Below are 19,234 nucleotides of genomic sequence, written 5' to 3' on the forward strand. Positions count from 1 at the left end.
GACGGCCCCCGACAGAAGGATCTCCCCATGAGCGTGCTTTCCATGCTGACCCAGGACGCAACCGCGGCCGCCGTGCTGGCCGCCGCAGCCGGCCTGCTGTACGGGGTCGTCCTCGCGATCGTGGCCCTCGCCTCGGTCCTGGCCCGGACCCCGGACCGCCGCCGTGATGCCCGGTCCACTCTGGTCATTCTCGCCAGGCGCCGCCAGACCAGGTGAGCGGGCGCCCGGAGCGCGCGGAGGGGCGCCCGCTGCCCACTGCGCGCGCCCGGCGCGGTGCCGAGTGCCATTTCCTCTGCATCTGTGGGGGCTGTCCGGTGCCCCGTCGTCCCGGACCGGGATGGCGGGGCAATCCGGTCGATCGAGCCACACGATCCGATCCCGGGTGTTAGCGTCGGGCTCTGCAAGGGAGTGACAACTCCCTTGCCAGAAAACGGCGATCATATGAAGTGATGGGCAGAGACTTGCCGCCAACGCACCCTTCGGCCCCGGTCGAGCAGTGCCTCAGCTGGGATCCGCGGCGAGAGCCGTGCATTCCCTCCGTGACGCCCGAAGGTGCCAGGGTTGCGCTCTCCTTGTGTGAACTCCTCGATCGAGCAGATTATTTGACGACGATCGACTGTCCGACGCCGGGCGAGACTGTTGCTGTCATCGAGTTCGTCATGGCCATCTGCTTCGCTTCCGGTGCGTGTCCGAACACGCCCGAGGAGTGGCGGGAGTGGATCCGTGACGAACGCAGCCTCCGCTCCGCGGCCGAGTGGCTGGTTGCTGAGCCGGACCAGCACTGGGACCTGTTCCACCCCGATACGCCTCTCGGTCAGAACTCCCTTCTGGCCTCCTCCTTCGAAGAGAGCGGCACGGGGACAGCACAGTTGGTCATCGAGCGGGCCGGTGACTACAACCAGTTCTTCGACCACCACCACCTCGAGGACGGCGAGCCGCTGCCGGCAGCGGACGCGTTCCGGGCCATGCTCGCCCAGCACGTGTACGGCACGTACGGCAGGGCGAGGATCACCGGCCGGATCCTCGGGCCTACCGTCACCAACTTGTCCACCGGGCGGTTGCAGGGACGGATCCGGGTCGTCCCCCTCGGCCGTACGTTCGGCGAGACCCTGCGGCTCAACCTCTATCCGCCAGAAGGAGAACCGGGCCGGCTCAACACCTCCTGGACCAGTGGTTCCGTCAACCGCCGGAACTTCGCCGTGCGGGCCCGCCCCCGGGTGCCGGAGAGCCCCGCCGACCTGCACAGCGCCCTCGGCCGCTCCGTCCTGCTGCGACCGAAGCGCGATGCGGACGGTGGGATCGTCGTCGACCGCGTGCTGATCGGAGCCGGCGAGGTCCTCGAACTCGAACCGGGAAAGCACATGCAGGACGCCGTGTTCAGCCGGACCAGCGGGGGAGAGCTCAAGCCCCTGTGGCCGTCGCCCACGCGTGCCCTCTGGCAGGAAGCACACGCCCTGTACAGCGCGGTGAAGGACGCGCAGCCCGGCCTGTACGCACGACTGCGCTCGCTGCCGCGCAAGCGGGACTCCCAGGGCGCGCCCTACCACCTGTGGGCTGTCGGCCTCGTCTCCAACAAGACGCTGCCGGTCTCCTGGACGGACGGCTACTTCCCCTACGCCCCGGCGATGGAGGCGCAGCTCTACCGTGCGTCCCGGCGGGGCTCACGCATCGCCGAATACCTGGCGTGGAGTCTCAAACGGGCGGCGATCCTCGCCTCGGAGAAGGTCCACTCGGCAGCGCGGCCGGCCGACGAAGCCCGGCATATGTCCCGGTTCGACGCGCGGTGGATGTTCTGGCCCGAGGCTGCCAAGCCCTTCGATCAGCTGCTGGAGGCAGTGATCGACGAGGGGTACGACAACCCGGGAGACCCGGTCGCGGCCCTGCTCCTGGAGTACACGCGGACCCTCACCGACGTGGCCCGCACCCACCTCGTCTACCGCCTCGACACCCTCCCGCCCAACGAGCGGGGCTTCCAGGCCAGGGCCGCCGCCCTGAAGCGTTTCGAGGACGACATCAGCCATCCGACGAAGGCCCCGGCCGAACTCCGGGGGGAGACCGCCCATGACTGAGGACAGTCCCCGAGACGGGTACCCCGTCGAGGACGCTTTCCCGCACGACAGCACCGCACTGGTGGCCTGGCTCACCACCCTGGTGCGCAACCGCGAGTACGGCACTCTGGCCAACCTGCGCCGTGCCAGGGGCCGGACGAACGCGCACATCCGGGCCGGCTGGTACGGCGGTGAGAACCACCGCGACCTGTTCGAGCGGATGGCCTTCCTCTTCGCGCTCTACCACCAGGGCCGTTCGACGCCCGCCTACGGCTACGGAAGTCTCGGTACGGCGGCGGCGCGCATCGGTGACAGCGTGGGGCGGGGACCGGGCGACCCGGGCGCGCAGCGGCTCGTGGACCGGGTGGTCGTCAGCCGGAGGGTGCCGTGGCGGCACCTGCAGCACACGATCGTCCGGCTGCGGTCCTGCGACCAGCTCCCACCGTCCTGGACGCAGCTCACCGATGACCTGATCCTCTGGAACGACCGCCAGGCGCGCATCGCCTACCGGTGGTCGGTCGACTTCCACGCTCCGGTCCACCGGGGCCGGACGGCCGACGGCACGCGGCAGAGCCGGTAGACCCGGCAGGACTGGCAGAACCGGCAGAACCAGTAGGCCGAGCACGACACGTACACGATCCCGACCGACCATAAGGACACGACCGCGTGACCGCAGACTCCCAAAGCCCGTTCCTCTCGCTCCACCTCCTGGAGACGCTCGTCGCCGTCCTCCCGGTCAGGGACGAGAACGGTCAGCCCAAGTCCCTCGTGTACGGCGGGTTCGAACGGCACATGATCACCAGCCAGGCCCGGCGGCGCGCGGAGCGGGTCTACGCCCGCAACCGCGCCAACGCCGGCATCGGTGCCCTCAAGGGCCGGAGCATGGGCACCCGGACAAGGGAGTGGGCGCTGCTCACGGCGGCCGAACTGTCCTCCGAGCACGGTTGGGAGAAGGAGGAGGCCCTGATCACGGCCCGCGCCGTGATCGAGGCGAGCGGCCTGAAGTTCGGCGACCCGGCCAAGAAGACGGTGGCCAACCTGACCAAGGTGCTGATCTTCGCGCCCGCCGACGCCGGCACCAGGATCGCCCGGCACATCGCCGAGAGCGCCGACGAGCTCCGGCCGTGGCGCGACAGCTACCTCGCCGGCCAGCAGAAGACCGCGAAGAAACCCCGCCGCGGAGCGGCGAAGAACGGCGAGGAGCAGGAGAACGACGACGCGCAGGCAGCCACGGAGTCCGGCAGTACGAGCCTCCCCCCGCTCCCCAAGAGCACACGCAACGCCGTCCTGCTCGCCATCGCGCCCCGTGACGCCGTGGACATCGCCCTCTACGGGCGCTTCCTCGCCGAAATCGCCGACTCGCCCAACGTCGACGGGGCGGTGCAGACCAGCCATGCCTTCACCGTGCACGCCGCGGAGCAGATCGAGGACTTCTACGCGGCGGCCGACGACGCGAAGCTCGACCGCAAGCGCAACGCCCTCAGCTTCCTCGACACGGCGGATGACGCGGGCGCGGGCATGACCGGTTACCAGTCGCTGATCTCCGGGACCTTCTACCGGCACGCCGTCCTGGACCGCCGACAGCTCCGCGCCAACCTCCAGCAGGCCGGAATGGACGCGGAGGAGGCAGAGGAAGCGGCGACCGCCGCCGAGGCGGAATTCGTCAACGCCTTCGTCGAGGCCGTCCCGGAGGCGAAGAAGAACTCCACCGCCTCCACCGGCTCGCTGCCGGCACTCGTGCTCGCCTTCGAGGGCGAGCGCCCGTACAACTACGCCGCCGCCTTCCAGAACCCGGTGGACGAGAACCCCGAGAGCAGCGGCGGCGAGGGCCCGGCCGGCCAGGCGGCCGTCCGCCGTCTGATGCGGCACCACCTCTTCGTCAGCAAGCGCCGCGACGACCTGCGGTCCGCGCGCGTCCTCACCTACGCCCCGGAGATCGAGGACCTCCTGGAGACGGTCGACCTCGCCGGGGCCGTGGATGTCGTGGACTCCATCCAGGACCTCACGCCGTGACCGACGCCCCTGCGACGACCGCTCCCACCGTGACGACCGGTTCCACCACGACCACTGATGCACCGCAGCACGTTCTGCTCATCAGGTTGGCCGGGCCGCTGCAGTCCTGGGGCATCAAAGGCCGGTTCGCACAGCGCGACACCCACACCCGGCCCACCAAGTCCGGAGTCATCGGCCTCTGTGCGGCAGCCCTCGGCCTCGACCGGGAGGATCCGCTCGACGAACTCGCGTCCGTACTCTTCGGCGTCCGCGCCGACCGCCCCGGAACGCCCATGCGGGACTACCACACCGTCGGGGGCGGAAAGTATCCCGTCCGCCCCCGCGACCTCGTGACCGACCACCGCCGGGCCGCGGCCGTCGAGGTGCTCGGGGAGCAGAGGGAGGGTACGACCGCATCCTTCGGCAGCCACGCGCTGGCATCCTGGTACGGCGCGCCGAAGCGGATCGCGGCGGACCCCGGATCCGGGGCGCTGGTCGCAGGTGACGTGAGCCGCCACGCCATGATCACCGAGCGTTGGTACCTGTCCGACGCGGCCTTCCTCGTCGGCCTCCAGCACTCCGACCGGGCACTGCTCGAACGCATCGCCCACGCACTGGAGCACCCGAAGCACCTGCTCTGGCTGGGCCGCAAATCCTGCCCACCCTCGGGCGACCTCTTCGTCGGCCTCGCCCCGGGCACCCTCTCGGAGGTCTTCGAAACCCGGGCGTTGCTCCCGGCAGCCGACGACGGGCAAGACCCGCCGAACGCCGCCCGGACCCGGTGGGCCTGGATCGAGAGCCCGCACCCGCTGCCGGGCGTCGGGCCGGTCCGCGACCAGCCCGAACGGTTCCTGGCGAGCGGCCCCGTCCACCGGCAGCGCTGGGAGTCCCGGCACCGCATCACCATCGCCCCGCACGCCACCGAATGGGACATCATCCCGTGAACACCCCCCGCACCACCGAGCCCGTCCCCGCCAGCGCGGCAGCCAGATTCGTCGCCACACACACCCTGATCACCCTGGACGCCAGGCACCCCTTCACCGCCAAGTCGCTGATCGACGCCCAGGACATGCACCGGATCGTCATGAGCGGATTCCGCGGCTGGGTCGACGACGGAAGCCGCGACGCCCGCGCCCAGATGAAGGTGCTCTCCAGCTGGACCGTCGACCTGAGCACCGCCCGACTCTCCCTGGTCGTCCAGTCCGCCGTCCCCGGCGACTGGAGCGGCCTGCCCCGGGCGGCGCTGGTCGAACCGCCGCACAGCCTGGTGGTGGACCGAACCTTCCGCACCGGGGAGCGGCTCGACTTCCGCACGGTCGTCAACCCGGTCAGCAGCCGGCCGTCCGGGTCTCCCGCACCCGGACGCGGCAGTGGAAGGGGCGTGCGAGTGCCGCACACCCGCCCGGAACACGTGAAGGCCTGGTTCGCCCGCCGCCTCCAGCCGGCCGGCGAACCCGCGGTGGCCCCGGACGGCGTCGTCCGGCTCGGCGTCGACTCGGACATAGAACGACTCGCCCTCCGCATCCTGCCGAAGGTCTCCAGCCACGGCCCCCACCGGGGCCTGCTCATCAGCCGGGCCGAGATCCGCGGCACCCTGACCGTCACGGACCCACAAGCACTCACGGCCGCCCTCACCCACGGCTTCGGCCATGCCCGCGCCTACAGCTGCGGCCTGATCCTGGTCCGATGACTGCCTGGTGGTGCTCACCGTCCGGTCGGACCCGGCGCCGGAGCAACCAGTTGTCATGACGGCCGGTCGATCCGAGGGGCGACCGGCCGATCTCCATATGGCCAACTGAGGTCGACGCTGCTCACCATGGGCTCGAGAGCATCCGGATCGTCGAGCGCGAACGGACCAGGCCCAGGACATCTGCGAGCCGCTCAAGCGATGGAATCGCGTCACCCCCTGAGATCGTGGCTGAGGGGATTGTTCCATGGGCCGCCAGCATCTCCGCAGGACAGCATTCTGAAACGATCAGTTAATACTGCAACCGCATCTGGGGTCGCGCCGGTGCCTCCGAGTGCCGAATCCGTCCGATACCAGCCCCCGGGAGACCTCGTGCGGGCGACCCGGGCCGGCTTACCGTGGCGGGGTGAGCGACGAGACGAACGGGTGCACCGGGCGAGTCCTGGTCCTGGTGCTGCCCGAGGTGAACCTGCTGGACCTCGGTGGTCCTGTGCAGGTGTTCGACGCCGCGGCGCATTTCGGCGGCGGCTACCGGCTGGAGTACGTCGGCGAGGCAGACGGTCTGCGGTCTGCCCAGGGCCTGCGGCTGGCCGGTCTGGCACCGCTGCCGACGACCCGGCCGACGGCCGGCGATCTGGTGCTCGTACCGGGGCCCCGGTTGACCGGATCCGACCGGCTGGTCGAGCCCGCCGTGGTGCGCTGGGTCCGCGAGGCGTACGACGCGGGTGCCCGGGTGGCGTCGGTGTGCAGCGGTGCCGCCGTCCTGGGGGAAGCGGGACTGCTGGACGGCAGGGCGTGCACGACCCACTGGTCGCTCACCTCGGCGATGCGCGAGCGGTACCCGCGGGCCCGGGTCCGCGAGGCCGCGCTCTACGTGCACGACGGGCGGATCAGCACCAGTGCGGGGATCTCGTCGGGGATCGACCTCGCGCTGTCCCTGGTCGAGCGGGACCGCGGCCCGGAACTGGCCGCGCGGGTCGCCCGCGAACTGGTGCTGTACCTGCGGCGGGACGGGGACGCGACGCAGATCAGTCCGTTCCTGCTGCACCGCGACCACGTCCAGCCCGCGGTGCACCGGGTGCAGGACCACCTGGCCCAGCACCTGGACGCCGCCTTCACCCTGCGGGAACTCGCCGGCCTCGCCGGGCTGTCCCCGCGCGGTCTGACGCGGGCCTTCACCGCGGTCACCGGCATCACCCCGTTCGCCTACCAGCGGCAACTGCGGCTGGAGCGGGCCCGCTCCCTGCTGTCCGGTACCGATCTGACGGTGGAGGCGGTCGCGGCCCGCTGCGGCTTCCGCGACGCGCGGCAGCTGCGCCGGGTGGTCGCCGACGCCTTCGGAGCCCCTCCCTCGCGGCTGCGCGCACCGCTGCGGCCGACCGCCTGACGGACCCGGCCCCTGCGTAAGGGCCGTCGCCCTCCCTCCCCCGGCCTCTTCCGCTTTCGCGTTTCCACGGGTTTCCCCGTTTCCATGAAGTCGTTTCCACAAGGGCCGGCGGCACCACGCTGCCGATCGGTGCCCGGATTGTCGAGGTATGTGTTGTCCGAAGTGAGTTCCGAGGTGGGTTCTGGTTCCGAGGCGGGCAAGGGGCACCGGGCCCTGCGCCGTATCGGCTGGGTACTGCTGGCCACGGCGCTGTCTGCGGCGTCCTTCGCGGGGATCGCCTTCGCGGGGGTGAGCGCGTCGATGGCCGACAGCTTCGCCGCCGCCCCCCGCGGATCCGGTGCCAGGGCGTGGCCGGCCGCCCGGCCGGTGCCACCCGGCCGGATCACGGTGGCGGTCGCGGTCGGCAACGCGGGCTCGGTGGCCACCGACGTACTCGCGCCCTACCAGGTGTTCGCCGAGTCGCGGGAGATGTTCGTCTACACGGTGGCCGCCGAACGCCGTGTCAGCCCGCTGTCCGGCGGCGCCCATTTGCTGCCCGACCACACGCTGGCCGAGGTGGCGGACGGCACCCTGCCGGAACCCGACGTGGTGGTCGTGCCCGCGGTGACCGACCCCACCGGCGCGGGCGAGGAGGGCCTGCGCCGGTGGATCGTCGAACGCCACCGCAAGGGCGCCCGGATCCTCGGGGTGTGCGCGGGCTCCGAGCTGCTGGCCGCCTCCGGTCTGCTCGACGGCCGCGACGCCACGTCGTTCTGGTCCAACATCGGCTCCCTGGAACGCAGTTATCCGAAGGTCGACTGGAAGCGCGGGCAGCGCTACGTCGAGGACGGGCGGGTGACCACCACCGCGGGCGTCACCTCCGGCACCGTGGGCGCCCTGCGGGTGGTCGAGGAGCTGGCCGGCGAGACGGAAGCGACCCGTATCGGCACCGGGCTGTCCTACCCCGGCTGGACTCCGGACGGACCGACCGCGATACCGGCCAACCACCTCACCCTCGGCGACCTGCCGTACGCCCTCAACGCCGCGTTCCCGTGGCTGCGACCCACCACGGCCATCGGCCTGGTCGACGGGGTCGAGGAGATCGACGCGGCCGCAGCCGTCGAAGGGTACGGCGGAGTCTCCTTCGCCACCCGGACGGTAGTGATCGGCGCCGGCGACACCGTCACCACCCGCCACGGTCTGGTCCTCGTCACCCGGCCGGCGACGGGGGACGCCCACGGCGCGGACCGCTTCGTGGTGCCCGGCGTCAGGGACGCCTCCGGCCTCGGCACCGTGCTGAGCGGCTGGGCCCGCCGCAACGGGCTCACCGCCGAACTGCCCGGCGGGGGACGGCGGTCCGGGGAGTTCGGCTTCGATCCCGTCCTGCGGGACCTCGCCGAGCACAGCGACCGCCGTACGGCGCTGGCCACCGCGAAGTTCTCCGAGTACCCCTCGGCCCATCTGGAACTGACGGGCGCGCCCTGGCCCTGGCGGTCCACCCTGCTGGCCGCGGCGACGGTCGTCCTGAGCGTGGGAGTGGGGCTAGCACCGACGGCGACACGCCGGGCGATGCGACGGCGGCGCCTCCCACGGCGTCCGGCGGCGTAGTCCCCGGACGCCGTGAGCACGCTGGCGCGCAGCGGTGCTGCGGGAAAGGGGCGTGGTTCCGGTTCTCGTCGGGAGGCGCACTCCGCCGGGCGGTTCCGGGGTTGGTGGGCGTCCGGGGCCCGCCCGTGACACCTTGCCGATCACGGAAGCCCGGGCCTGCCTCGGGACGCTGGTGCGGCGTGCCTCCCACGCCCGCGAGCGCATCACCATCACCGACCATGGCCAGCCCGCCGCGGTCCTCATCAACCCCCAGGAGCTGGCCGACCTGGAGGACGCCCTCGCCCTGGCCCAGTACCGGGCCCGGCAGGCGGCCGGCACGGCCACGGCCATCCCGCACGAGCAGGTCCGCGCCCAGCTCGGCATGGGGCCCGCCGCTTGAGCTGCACGATCATCTGGGACGAGCCGGCCATCAACGCGGCCGCCCGCTTCCTCAAGGACGACCCCGAAGGCCTGCGGCAGGTCATGGACGCCGTGGACCTGCTCGCCGACTCCCCCCGCCCGCCGGGCACCGCGGAGTACGGCTCGCCCGACCTGCGGCGGATGCACGTCGGCCTCTACCGCGTCATGTACGAGATCACCGAGGCCGCCGTCACCATCGTTGTGATCCACCTCGGCCGCACCGGCTGACCGACCGCGCAGGCCCAGGCCGGGCCCGTCGAATCCCCGACGGGCCCGGCCTTCGCCGTTGCGGAGAAGAACGGTCGGCGGCGGATGGAGAACCGTCCGTCCCGGACACCTCGTCGCCGAGGTGCGCGCCCTCCTGCAGGCCTGCGACCGCTCGGCAAGGCGAGCGCAGGGACGGTCCTGGAGTTCGGGGCCCAGGGGTAGCGGGCGTCACCGGTGACATCCAAGGGGGTGGCGTCACCGGTGACGCCACCCCCTTGGATGTCAGCCGGGTGTCGGTGGTTGGTGTGGGGAGCCCGGCTGGGGCTGGTCTGGTGTGCGGCTCAGGTGTTCAGGTGGGGCGCTGGTCGATGATGATGCGGAGTCGGGGCCGGTCGGGTTCGGGGGTTTCGGTGGTAGCGGTGACCGGCTGGGTTTTGCGGACCTCGTGGGCGATGGCGGTGTAATAGGCCAGGGCCAGGGCGCGGTCTTCGATACGGGCCAGGTCGCTGCCGGCGAGCCAGTAGGCGCTGTAGAGGGCCTTGATGACGGCCATGAGGCTGGGGCCGGGCAGCAGGACGACGACCATGTCGGTCTTCTCCTGGGTGATGCCGGCGGGGAACTGGAAGTGCGGGCTGGCGGCCGCGGCGCGGGAGCCGATGAACTGCCAGGCGTGGGGATGGCAGACCAGTTCGGCGGAGCCCACACACGCCGCGCTGGTCAGGGTGTGGAAGAGGTCGGCCTCCAGGCGGCTTGTGCCGATCAGGGTGTCCGGCGCAGGCGCCGTGGTGGAGGCCGGGCGGGCGGTGGTTGCCTCGGTAGCGGGCAGCAGGTCGCCGACGGCCGCGGTGAGTTCGGCGACCATGCCGGCCTCGGACGTGGGGCCGACCGGCTCGTTGCTCGGCTCGTCGGCGATCTGGTCGGGCACGGTGGTCTCCTTCATGGGCAAGGTCGGCTGGACGGTGCGGTCGGTGAAGGTCGGCTGGCCGGCCGCAGTGACGGCCTGCCCGTCGGTGGCGGTCGCGGCCGGCTCCTGGCCGGTCCAGGCACTGTCGCGTCCGGGCAACGGGCCAGGGCCGGCGGGAACGGCGGGTGTACTGCTCCCGTGGAAGAACGGCGGCGGATCCGGGTCCCGGCCGGGGTCGGCGGCCCGCTGCGCCGACCGCCCGGCGCGGGCGTCGTCCAGTTGCCGGCGCAGGTCCCGAATCTCCTGGCGGGCCTCGAGCAGCTCCTTGCGGTCGCGGCCCACAGCGCGGCGCAGCTCGTCGCGGACGTCCTGCAGCTCCCCGGTGACGGCGGCTGTGAGCTCGGTGCGCAGTGCGGTGTGGTCGGCGCGCAGGGCCGCGTTGTCGGTGCGCAGCTCCTTGAGGCCTTCGCGCAGGATCTGCCCGACTTCGGTCCGTAGGAGCTCGACCTGCCGGGTGGTGCCCATCATCTGCCTCCCCGTTACCTTTTTCGTGACCCCGCAACGGGGTTCCCGGCCTCCGGTCCCGGCATGACTTGCCTCCCCAGTCGATCATGATCGAAAAGGTGGTGTCACCGGGCATCGGAGGCATCGGTAGACCGCTGATTAGGGGCACGAGCGCCGATCCCGTCCAGGGCAAGGCATGCTCTTCGTAACGTGGATGCCGGCACGCTGATGCCGCAGGTGAGGCCGGGGAGGGCGCGACATGGAGAGTGCACGTGATCGACACGGGTGACATCGATGTCTACCTGGGCATGGACGTGGGCAAGGGCGAGCACCATGCCACCGCCCTGACCCCGGCGGGCAAGCGGGTCTTCGACAAACGGTTGCCCAACACCGAGCCGAAGCTGCGTGAGGTGTTCAGCAAGTTGCAGGCCAAGCACGGCACCGTGCTGGTGGTGGTCGACCAGCCCGCCTCGATCGGTGCCCTGCCGCTGGCGGTGGCCCGTGACACGGGCTGCCGTGTCGCCTACCTGCCGGGCCTGACGATGCGAAGGATCGCCGACCTCTACCCGGGCGAGGCCAAGACCGACGCCCGCGACGCCGCGATCATCACAGACGCCGCGCGAACGATGCCGCACACCCTGCGCGACCTGGCACCATCCGATGAGACCGTCGCCGAGCTGGAGATGATCGTCGGCTTCGACGACGACCTGGCTGGCGAGTCCACCAGGATCAAGAACCGGTTGCGCGGCCTGCTCACCCAGATCCACCCCTCGCTGGAGCGAGTCCTCGGTCCCAGACTGGACCATCCCGCCGTCCTGACGCTACTCGAACGCCACGGCTCCCCAAAGCAGTTGAGGAAGGCCGGCAGGCGCCGGCTGGTGACCCTGCTGCGGCCCAAGGCTCCGCGGCTGGCCGAGCGTCTGGTCGAGGACATCTTCGAAGCCCTCGACGAGCAGAGCGTCACCGTTCCCGGCACAGAAGCCGCTTCACTGATCGTTCCCAGCCTCGCCGGCTCACTCAGCTCCGTGCTCGACCAGCGCAGACTCCTCGCCACCCGCATCGAGGAACTGCTGGAGGCTCACCCTCTTTCCCCGGTCCTGACCTCCATGCCCGGCATCGGGGTCAGGACCGCGGCCCGCATCCTTATCGACGTCGGCGACGCCACCAGCTTCCCCACCGCAGGCCACCTCGCCGCCTACGCCGGCCTGGCGCCGGTGACCAGGAGCTCCGGTTCCTCCATACGGGGCGAGCATGCCTCGCGCCGCGGCAACAAGCGGCTCAAACGCGCCTTTTACCTCGCCGCGTTCGCGTCGTTGTCCCAGCCCGAGTCACGCACCTACTACGACAAGAAGCGACGGCAGGGCAAGCACCACGTCGCCGCCCTCGTCTGCCTGGCGCGTAGACGCATCGACGTGCTCTTCGCCATGCTCCGCGACGGCACCTTCTACGAGCCCCCGGCCGCCATCGCCGCTTGACGAAAACCATAGGGGCACCTTTTCGATGTGGCACGGCGCTGACCGTGCCGGGTCAAGAGTGGCGGCCGGCCGACGGGGTGGTGGGTGCTCGGGCGAAGGTGACCCGATCCAAGGCATCACTGTCCGGAACCAGATCGTCACACTGTTCGACGGGTGTGACGGAGCGCCATGGTTTTGCGGGTGATCGTTCAGAACTCCCTGGTCAGCGCGGTGGCGGTGAACCGCAGTTTGCGAGGGCGGAGCACGAGACCTTGCGAGGGCCCGCCTCCCCGCACACCGGGGAGGCGGGCCCTCTTTGCATGCCCCGGACCAAGGAGGGGCCGATGCCGGTGCAGGTCCGGGCGCAGATCAACCGGTCGAGAGTTCGACCGAGGTCGGCCCGGCCGGATGGATGCCTCGGCCGTGCATGCGGTCGAACCATGTCGGATCGATTGCCGGATGGAGTACGGTGGCGCGCAGGCGGCGCCTGGTGAACCGTTGGCCGGCGTTGGGTTGGGGGCAACGTGTCGTTCACTGTGGCAGCTTCTGCGGTGCTCCTCGTGCTGGCCTGGTTGTGCCTGGGCGGATTACGGGGCCTCAGGCGCCTTCTGGGTCGGCCTTGGCGGGCCTACCGTTCCTGGAACCATCGCCGCTACCTTGCCGGCCTTCCCGCTCCTTCGGTTGTTCCGGAGCATGTGCCCGCACGGGCACGTGAGCTGTTCTCCGTCATCTGCGCACGCACCGGTCCCCAGCGGCACGTTTTTCTCGGGGACTACTTCGCCGCCCGCGGCTGGAACGAGGCGGACGTTCGCCTGGTCACACGCGAACTGCTCAACCGGGGGCTGGTGATCGGTCACCCGAGCTCCCGTCAGTACTACGCGCCCACGCCCCTGGGCGCCGACTTGTACGGAAGGGACCTCATGAGCGACCCGCAAGGCATCAACATCCACGCCACCCACGGTTCTACGGTCTTCGGGGTCAACGTCCACAGTGAAGGCGCGACCGTCCAGGTGGGCGCCGGAAACCACGCGGCCCCCCGACCGTTCGACTTTCCCACCCTGGTGGCAGCGCTCCGTGAGGACGCAGCCACTGCCCAGGAAATCGAGGCGCTCGCCGCCCGCGGCCACGCGGACGACCTCGAGGAGGCCGTCGCGACCAACGACCCGGCGCGTATCGACCGGGTGATAGGCCGTGTCAACGCCTTGCTCGTCGCAGCCACCTCCGCCTTCGCCATGACGCGAGGACTCCTGCCGCCGCTCTAGCCGCCGAATCCGCCGACGGCGGGCTACTGCTGTTCGCCAGCCCTCCCGGCGCCCTCGCCCGGCCATGCCTGAGCTCGACCGAGGCCCCGTAACCGTGTAGCCCGCGGGAGCAGGGCGCGGAACGTCGTGTCCTGCTCCTGCGGGCTACGACGCGGCCCGGTGGCGGCGTCCGGTCTGTTCGAGGGCGTGCTGGAGCTCGTCGCGGGTCATGGTGGAGCGGTGGGGGATGTCGAGGTCGGTGGCGCGCTGGTAGAGCTCGGCTTTGGTGGGCTGGGACAGCTGCCGCTTGCCGGTGGCGCTGGTGCGCTTCGCCGCGGTCTTGTCGGAGGTGGAGCGGGCGCTGGTGCTCTTCTTGCCGCCGGTCTGCTTGGGAGTGCCGGCGGCTGACGAGGTCCGGGCCTGGCGGGCGGGCTTCTTCTCCGCCGGCCCGTCGCCTTCGCTCTTGCGTGCGCTGTCGAGGCTGCGGCGCAGGGCGTCCATGAGGTCGACGACGTTGGTGGCCTCGGGGGCGGGCCCTGTGGAGACGGCGATCTCGCGGCCGGCGAGCTTGTCCTCGACGAGCTTCCTGACCTGGTCCTCGTAGGTGTCGTGCCACTCGTCGGGCTTCCACTCGATGGCGAGCATGCCGATGAGCTGCTCGGCCGTCTTGACCTCCTGCGCGGTCGGCTTGGCCTTCTCCGGCAGGTTGTCGACTTCCGTACGGGGGTCGCGGACCTCGTCGGCGAAGTGCATCGTGTGGGGCTCCAGGAGGCCGTTCTCGGAGCGGACGGCGGTGAGGTACTCCTTGCCGCGCATCGCGAACATGGCCAGGCCGGCCTTGCCGGCGTGCTTCAGGGCCTCGACGAGGAGGGCGTAGACCTTCTGGTACTCCCGGCCGCGGGGGGCCGAGGTAGTAGGTGCGGTCGAAGTAGATCGGGTCGACGTCGGCGAGGTCGACGAAGCCGGCGATGTCGATGGTGCGGGAGCGGCCGGGGGAGATCTGTTCCAGCTCGTCCGGCTCGACGACGACGTACTCGCCCTCGGTGACCCCGAAGCCCTTTACGATGTCCGAGAACTCGACCTCCTTGCCGGTGCGCTCGTTGACCCGTTCGTTGCGCACTCGGTCCGAGGTACCGCGCTCCAGCTGGTGGAAGCGCACGTCGTGCGAGGACGTCGCGGTGTACAGGGCGACAGGCACGGTGACCAGGCCGAACGTGAGCACCCCGGTCCACATGGGCCTGGCCATGGCGGTCTCCTTCGAACGCCGGGAATCGCCCGCTCGGCGAACACCGGACGGACATCGCCAGCCTCCCCGCCGCCCGCCGACGCGCACGCGGTGTTGGGCCGACGGACACCGCCGCTCCGCTGGGCCCCGGTCGGAGGCGACACGGCGCCCTACCGGGCATCTGGGCGGCCTCCCACACCCGAACCGGTCCCCGGCCAGCGCACCGTCCGCGTCAGCCGGACCGCGCGCCGGCGCCGTTCTACCCCTCGAAGCGGTGCAGCCGCTCAGCCGCCTCCCGCACGGCCTCGCTCGCCGACCCGGCCTCGCGGCGGGCCGCGCCGACGGCGGCCCCGGCCGTGCGCACCCGCTCGCCGGCCCGCGCGAGCGCACCCTGCGCGCGTTCGTCGCGCTCTCGCGCCCGGGCGAGCGCGGCCCCGGCCCGATCGGCCTCACCCTCAGCCCGCTCCCGGGCCGCCTCGGCGTCGTGCAGTTCCCGCTCGGCCTCGGCGGCCTCGACTTGGGGGCTGTGGCCGGCACCGTCGAGGACGGCGGCGGCCATCCGCGGGTAGTGGTCGAGCAGGGCGAGCTGATCGCGCCAGCCGACCAGGGCGTCCTGGCGGGTGGTGACCAGCAGAGGGTGGCCGCGGTGCTGCGGAGCCCGGTGCTCGGGGGGCACCGGCCGCCCCGGGGCTCCCGGAAGCTCCTGGACCGGCCGCGCCGAAGGCGGGCTACCGTCCCGCGCCCAGGGCCGCGACGAAGCGGTCCAGCCGGGAGGTGACCTGCCGCAGGGCGTCGATCGAGCCCACGGGGTCGTCAGGCAGTTCGAGGCCGTGGTCGGCGGCGGGCAGTTCGAGGACCTCGTGGCCGGTCGCGTCGGCGGTCGGGCGGCTCCACAGCCTGTCGGCGGCGCCGCCGACGAGCAGGGTCGGCGCCCCGGTGCGGTGGAGGGCGCGGACCACGTGGTCGACGGTCAGGACCGGGGTCAGCCAGGCCGCCGGGAGGCCCCGGTCGGCGGCGACGGAGGCGGCGAAGGAGCCGAGGGACTTGCCGACGACCAGGCGACAGGCGCCGTGCTCGGCGTCGACGGCCCGGACCGCCTGCCGCTCGACCCAGGCGATCCGCTCCTCCGGCTCGAACTCGCCGAACCCGTCGGGAAGTTGCCACCACAGTTCCTGAACGGTCCAACCGTGCCGGAGGAGCACCGCGCGGGCGAAGTGGAGGAGGGGCCTGGCGGGTGTGTACCCGACTCCGGGAAGGACGAGCGCGACGCGGTCGGGGGCGCCCGCGAAGCGGGTGGGGACGGCGAGCGCAGAGGGGTCCGGCATGGGCGCAGACTACGGGGTCAACCTGTGTGACGCGCTGTCAACCCCGACCATCGTCAAGGGCTCCGCTTGACTTTCGGGTCGGGTGGAAAGGGCTCTTCGGCTTCTACCGTCCGGACCATGACGTACACGGACAGGAATGCGGGGAAGACCGGCACGACGAGGGCCGCGGCCAGGCCCAGGCCCAGGCCCGTCCTCGCCGCGGCCATGCTCGGCGCGGGGGCCGGGGCGGTGGCGTGGCTGGCGCCGGAGCGCAGTGGCGGGGCGGGGCCGGCTCGGGCGTCGGCCGGGTGGTCGGCCGACGGCTACCGGCGGACGGTGGAGGCCGTCGGCGACGCCCCGCACGCGGTGGCCTCGCTGCCGGGGCCGGCCACCGAGATCGGGCTGCTGGTACTGGGACTGCTGCTGGCGTTCTGCTGGTGGACGGCCCGAACCAGGCGGGCCACCGGGGCGGTCGCGGGGGTGGCGCTGGTCGGGCTCGGCACGGTGCTGGCCTACGGGGCGAGCGAAATGCTGAAGGTGCTGCTCGACGAGGAGCGGCCCTGCCGGGCGCTGGCCGGGTTGCCCGGCACGGCGGTCGCCGACTGTCCGCCACCGGGGGACTGGTCGTTCCCCAGCAACCACGCCACCCTGGCGGTCGCGCTGGCGACGGGGCTGGTCCTGCTGCGCCCGCGCTGGGCGCTGCTGGTCATACCCGTCGGCGGTGCCACGGCCGCCCTGCGGGTGGCGGCCGGGGTGCACTACCCGCACGACGTGCTCGCCGGTGCCGCGCTCGGCGCCGCGGTCACGGCGGCCGCGGTCCTCGCCCTGCGGCCAGCGGCCACCACCGCGGTGACGGCCCTGACCGGGGTGCCGGTCCTCGGGCTGCTGTTGTCGGCACCGTCGACGCCATCGGTGCCCCCGGTGCCGTCGGCGCCGGACCGGGCCGCGGCACCGGGCACGGCGGGCTCAGTCCCGCGGGCCGCCCGCGCAGGTCGCGCCGAGGGTCAGCCCGGCCTCGTGGGCGAGGACGGCGGCGGCCGCCCGGTTGGCCACCCCCAGCCTCGCCAGGATGGAGCTCACATGGGCCTTCACGGTGCCTTCCACCACCCCCAGCCGACGGGCGATCCGACCGTTGGACAGCCCGGCGGCGATCAGCGTCAGCACGTCCCGTTCCCGGGTGGTCAGGGCGGCCACCTGTTCCCGGGCACCGGCACGCCGGTCGGCGGGGTGGCCGGCCCCGGTGGCGGCCAGGTGGGCGACCACCCGGGCGGCCACCTTGGGTGAGAGGTAGGCCGCTCCTGCCGCCACCGCGTGCACCCCGGCGAGCAGTTCCTCGGGCTCGCCGGACTTGACCAGGAATCCGTTCGCACCGCCGCTGAGCGCGCGCAGGATGTAGTCGTCCTCACCGAAGGTGGTCAGCATGAGCACTCCGGAGGCCAGGCCGTTCCGACGGATCTCGGCAGCTGCCGTGATGCCGTCCGTCCCGGGCATCCGGATGTCCAGCACGGCGACGTCAGGCCGATGGCGTCGGACCAGTTCGACGGCCTCCCGGCCATCCCCGGTCTCGGCGACGATCTCGATACCCGGGTCGGTGGTGAGCACGGCGCGCAGTCCCGCGCGGATCATGGGCTCGTCGTCGGCGAGCAGCACCCGGATCGGTGCGGTGGTCATCGGCGGCTCCTGTCGGTCGCTCGGTACGGAGGTGGTGCGGGGAAGGACGTCGTGGGGGAGGTCAGGAGACGAGCACATCACGCGAGACCAGCCGGGAGTCCCGGAAGCAGATCCGGTAGGCGTCTCCGGCCCGGTCCACGAACAGCTGGGCGGTGATGGCGTAGTACGTGCACGAGACCCCCTCTCCCGTTGGCGGTGCCGGCGTCGACGGCCCGCTCGGCGGGCGGTACGGCAGCCGGTGGCCCGGCAGCAGCCGCTCGACCGAGGCCTGGTCCTGCCCCACCTGGAGGGAGGCGAAGACCCCCGGGTCCAGCACCGACAGGCTGACCACGTAGAGCGTCCATACTCGCAGCGCCACGGTGAGCAGCACGGCCGTCGTCAGCGGGACGAGCACCACGGCGGCCAGCGTCCGGCCCACCCTGCGCCGTGCCTGCCGCAGTTCGCGGACCGGTGACGGCGGAGCGGGGGGCAGCGGCGGGACGGGCCCGGCGGCATGGCGCGGCAGGTCGGCCACGATCTCGAACCCGCCGTCCGCGCGGGCCCCGTGGGCAAGGGTGCCGCCCGCGAGCCGGACCCGCTCGGCGAGCCCGACCAGGCCGTGCCCGCCGATGGGCGGCGCGGCGGGAACCGCTGCGGGAGCCGCGACAGGGGTTCCGGAGAACGCTCCGGTGGGCGTTGCGGTGGGCGTTGCGCCGAGCGGGGTTGACGCGGGTTGCGGCGACGCCGCTCGGCGGGCGACGGGCGCGGGTGCGGGTGTGGGTCCGGGCACTGTCGCAGGCGCGGGGCCGTTGGCCACCCGTACGTGGACGCCGTCGTCCGAGTACGCCACCTCCACGGTGACGGACGCTCGCGGTGCGTGCTTGGCGGCGTTGGTCATGGCCTCCTGCACCACCCGGTACGCGGCGTGCTCGGTGGCGCGCGGGATCCCTTCCGTCTCCCCGCTGATCTCCGAGCGGACGTCCAGTCCGGCGGCGGCCGCCTCGGCGACGAGCTGCGGGATGTCCGAGTCGGCCGGCCCGTGGGCCGCGGAAGTGCCTCCCTCTCCCTCGTCTCCGTCGCGCAGGATGCCGATCACTTCGCCGAGTCGGTCGACGGCGGCGGCCGCACCCGCCCGGATCTCCTGGACGGCCTCCCGGTGGGGCGGGGCCAGGCCGGGGGCGAGCTTGAGGGCCCCGGCGCGCAGCGCAATCAGGCTGAGGTCGTGCCCGAGGGCGTCGTGCATGTCCTGGGCGATCCGGGCCCGTTCGCGCAACCTGGCCTGCTCCGCGACGAGTTGCCGCTCGCGCTCCAGCCGCTCGGCCCGCTCCCACCCGGCGCGCACGAGTTCCTGCGACTGCCGCCAGAACCGGCCCAGCAGCCACGGGCCCATCCCGGTGCTCACGGCGAGCGCGACGAACCGCAGGCCCAGAACGATCCAGGAGGGCACCGAGCCGACCACCAGCACCCCGGCCGCCACCAGGACGGCGAACACCACCGCCGCCGGCCGTACCCGCTCCATCCGCAGCCCGGCCAGGAAGGAGACCCCGATCGCGGGCAGCGCCCACCAGAGGCTCGTGACACCCAGCCCGATACACACCGCCGCCACCACGGGCAGCGCCGCCCCACTCATCCGCATGCCCACGAC

19 protein-coding genes and 2 pseudogenes are annotated in these 19,234 nt (G+C 72.2%); 13 read left to right on the forward strand and 8 right to left on the reverse strand.

What is annotated here, in order from left to right:
• Positions 1-27: 27 nt before the first annotated feature.
• The 10 genes from ACFVHV_RS00105 (at position 28) to ACFVHV_RS00150 (ending at position 9,328) form a co-directional block, all read left to right on the forward strand.
• Entirely contained in the window at positions 28-216 is a 189-nt protein-coding gene (locus tag ACFVHV_RS00105) for a hypothetical protein (protein ID WP_359896702.1), read from the forward strand.
• 233 nt (positions 217-449) lie between these two features.
• Positions 450-2,069 carry a type I-E CRISPR-associated protein Cse1/CasA gene (locus tag ACFVHV_RS00110; protein WP_359896701.1) on the forward strand — a complete coding sequence of 540 codons (1,620 nt, stop codon included), beginning with the start codon at positions 450-452 and terminating at the stop codon, positions 2,067-2,069.
• Positions 2,062-2,628, forward strand: a complete 567-nt coding sequence (casB, locus tag ACFVHV_RS00115; RefSeq protein ID WP_380347693.1) for a type I-E CRISPR-associated protein Cse2/CasB — start codon at positions 2,062-2,064, stop codon at positions 2,626-2,628. Before ACFVHV_RS00110 ends, casB begins: the two co-directional genes overlap by 8 nt.
• 86 nt (positions 2,629-2,714) lie before the next feature.
• Entirely contained in the window at positions 2,715-4,061 is a 1,347-nt protein-coding gene (locus ACFVHV_RS00120; protein ID WP_380347695.1) for a type I-E CRISPR-associated protein Cas7/Cse4/CasC, read from the forward strand.
• Positions 4,058-4,984 (forward strand): type I-E CRISPR-associated protein Cas5/CasD, encoded by a 927-nt coding sequence (gene cas5e / locus ACFVHV_RS00125; RefSeq protein ID WP_359896695.1) that lies wholly within the window; start codon positions 4,058-4,060, stop codon positions 4,982-4,984. Before ACFVHV_RS00120 ends, cas5e begins: the two co-directional genes overlap by 4 nt.
• Entirely contained in the window at positions 4,981-5,730 is a 750-nt protein-coding gene (locus tag ACFVHV_RS00130) for a type I-E CRISPR-associated protein Cas6/Cse3/CasE (protein WP_359896693.1), read from the forward strand. The genes cas5e and ACFVHV_RS00130 overlap by 4 nt, the downstream gene beginning before the upstream one ends.
• Before the next feature lie 403 nt (positions 5,731-6,133).
• Positions 6,134-7,114: a GlxA family transcriptional regulator gene (locus ACFVHV_RS00135; RefSeq protein WP_380347698.1), complete on the forward strand. Its 981-nt coding sequence runs from the start codon at positions 6,134-6,136 to the stop codon at positions 7,112-7,114.
• Between the two features lie 174 nt (positions 7,115-7,288).
• On the forward strand, positions 7,289-8,701 hold the full coding sequence (locus tag ACFVHV_RS00140; protein WP_380347700.1) for a DJ-1/PfpI family protein: 1,413 nt from the start codon (positions 7,289-7,291) through the stop codon (positions 8,699-8,701).
• A 133-nt stretch (positions 8,702-8,834) separates the two neighbouring features.
• Complete coding sequence (locus tag ACFVHV_RS00145) at positions 8,835-9,080, forward strand: type II toxin-antitoxin system Phd/YefM family antitoxin (protein ID WP_359896688.1); 246 nt, start codon at positions 8,835-8,837, stop codon at positions 9,078-9,080.
• Entirely contained in the window at positions 9,077-9,328 is a 252-nt protein-coding gene (locus ACFVHV_RS00150) for a type II toxin-antitoxin system RelE/ParE family toxin (protein ID WP_380347702.1), read from the forward strand. Before ACFVHV_RS00145 ends, ACFVHV_RS00150 begins: the two co-directional genes overlap by 4 nt.
• A gap of 328 nt (positions 9,329-9,656) precedes the next feature.
• Here ACFVHV_RS00150 and ACFVHV_RS00155 read toward each other — a convergent pair whose 3' ends face one another.
• The gene (locus ACFVHV_RS00155; protein WP_380347704.1) at positions 9,657-10,739 is read right to left on the reverse strand and encodes a hypothetical protein; all 1,083 of its coding nucleotides are present in this window, start codon (positions 10,737-10,739) and stop codon (positions 9,657-9,659) included.
• Between the two features lie 284 nt (positions 10,740-11,023).
• Between ACFVHV_RS00155 and ACFVHV_RS00160 the strand changes: the two genes are divergently transcribed.
• A complete protein-coding gene (locus ACFVHV_RS00160) occupies positions 11,024-12,190 on the forward strand; it encodes an IS110 family transposase (protein WP_380347940.1) in 1,167 nt (388 codons plus the stop codon).
• A gap of 539 nt (positions 12,191-12,729) precedes the next feature.
• Positions 12,730-13,431 carry a hypothetical protein gene (locus tag ACFVHV_RS00165; protein ID WP_380347706.1) on the forward strand — a complete coding sequence of 234 codons (702 nt, stop codon included), beginning with the start codon at positions 12,730-12,732 and terminating at the stop codon, positions 13,429-13,431.
• Between the two features lie 144 nt (positions 13,432-13,575).
• On the opposite strand, the gene ACFVHV_RS00170 is transcribed toward ACFVHV_RS00165, so the two are convergent.
• The 5 genes and pseudogenes from ACFVHV_RS00170 to ACFVHV_RS00190 form a co-directional block, all read right to left on the reverse strand.
• Positions 13,576-14,265, reverse strand: coding sequence for a Ku protein (locus ACFVHV_RS00170; RefSeq protein ID WP_380347942.1), 690 nt, complete (start codon positions 14,263-14,265; stop codon positions 13,576-13,578).
• Positions 14,266-14,371: 106 nt separating this feature from the next.
• Positions 14,372-14,656: pseudogene (locus ACFVHV_RS00175) on the reverse strand (Ku protein); the annotation flags it as partial.
• A 238-nt stretch (positions 14,657-14,894) separates the two neighbouring features.
• Positions 14,895-15,311 (reverse strand): hypothetical protein, encoded by a 417-nt coding sequence (locus ACFVHV_RS00180; protein WP_380347708.1) that lies wholly within the window; start codon positions 15,309-15,311, stop codon positions 14,895-14,897.
• Positions 15,312-15,363: 52 nt separating this feature from the next.
• Positions 15,364-15,960, reverse strand: coding sequence for an alpha/beta hydrolase (locus ACFVHV_RS00185; protein ID WP_380347709.1), 597 nt, complete (start codon positions 15,958-15,960; stop codon positions 15,364-15,366).
• A 302-nt stretch (positions 15,961-16,262) separates the two neighbouring features.
• The gene (locus ACFVHV_RS00190) at positions 16,263-16,442 is read right to left on the reverse strand and encodes a hypothetical protein (protein WP_359896845.1); all 180 of its coding nucleotides are present in this window, start codon (positions 16,440-16,442) and stop codon (positions 16,263-16,265) included.
• A 25-nt stretch (positions 16,443-16,467) separates the two neighbouring features.
• Between ACFVHV_RS00190 and ACFVHV_RS00195 the strand changes: the two are divergent.
• Positions 16,468-16,701: pseudogene (locus tag ACFVHV_RS00195) on the forward strand (phosphatase PAP2 family protein); the annotation flags it as partial.
• 204 nt (positions 16,702-16,905) lie between these two features.
• Here the strand turns inward: ACFVHV_RS00195 and ACFVHV_RS00200 are convergent.
• Together ACFVHV_RS00200 and ACFVHV_RS00205 are read right to left on the reverse strand one after the other, a co-directional pair.
• Positions 16,906-17,610 carry a response regulator gene (locus ACFVHV_RS00200; protein ID WP_380347711.1) on the reverse strand — a complete coding sequence of 235 codons (705 nt, stop codon included), beginning with the start codon at positions 17,608-17,610 and terminating at the stop codon, positions 16,906-16,908.
• A 61-nt stretch (positions 17,611-17,671) separates the two neighbouring features.
• Positions 17,672-19,225: a sensor histidine kinase gene (locus ACFVHV_RS00205; RefSeq protein ID WP_380347713.1), complete on the reverse strand. Its 1,554-nt coding sequence runs from the start codon at positions 19,223-19,225 to the stop codon at positions 17,672-17,674.
• Positions 19,226-19,234 lie beyond the last annotated feature (9 nt).

It is taken from the genome of Kitasatospora sp. NPDC127116 (genome assembly GCF_042677365.1).
GTDB classification, from domain to species: domain Bacteria; phylum Actinomycetota; class Actinomycetes; order Streptomycetales; family Streptomycetaceae; genus Kitasatospora; species Kitasatospora lactacystinica.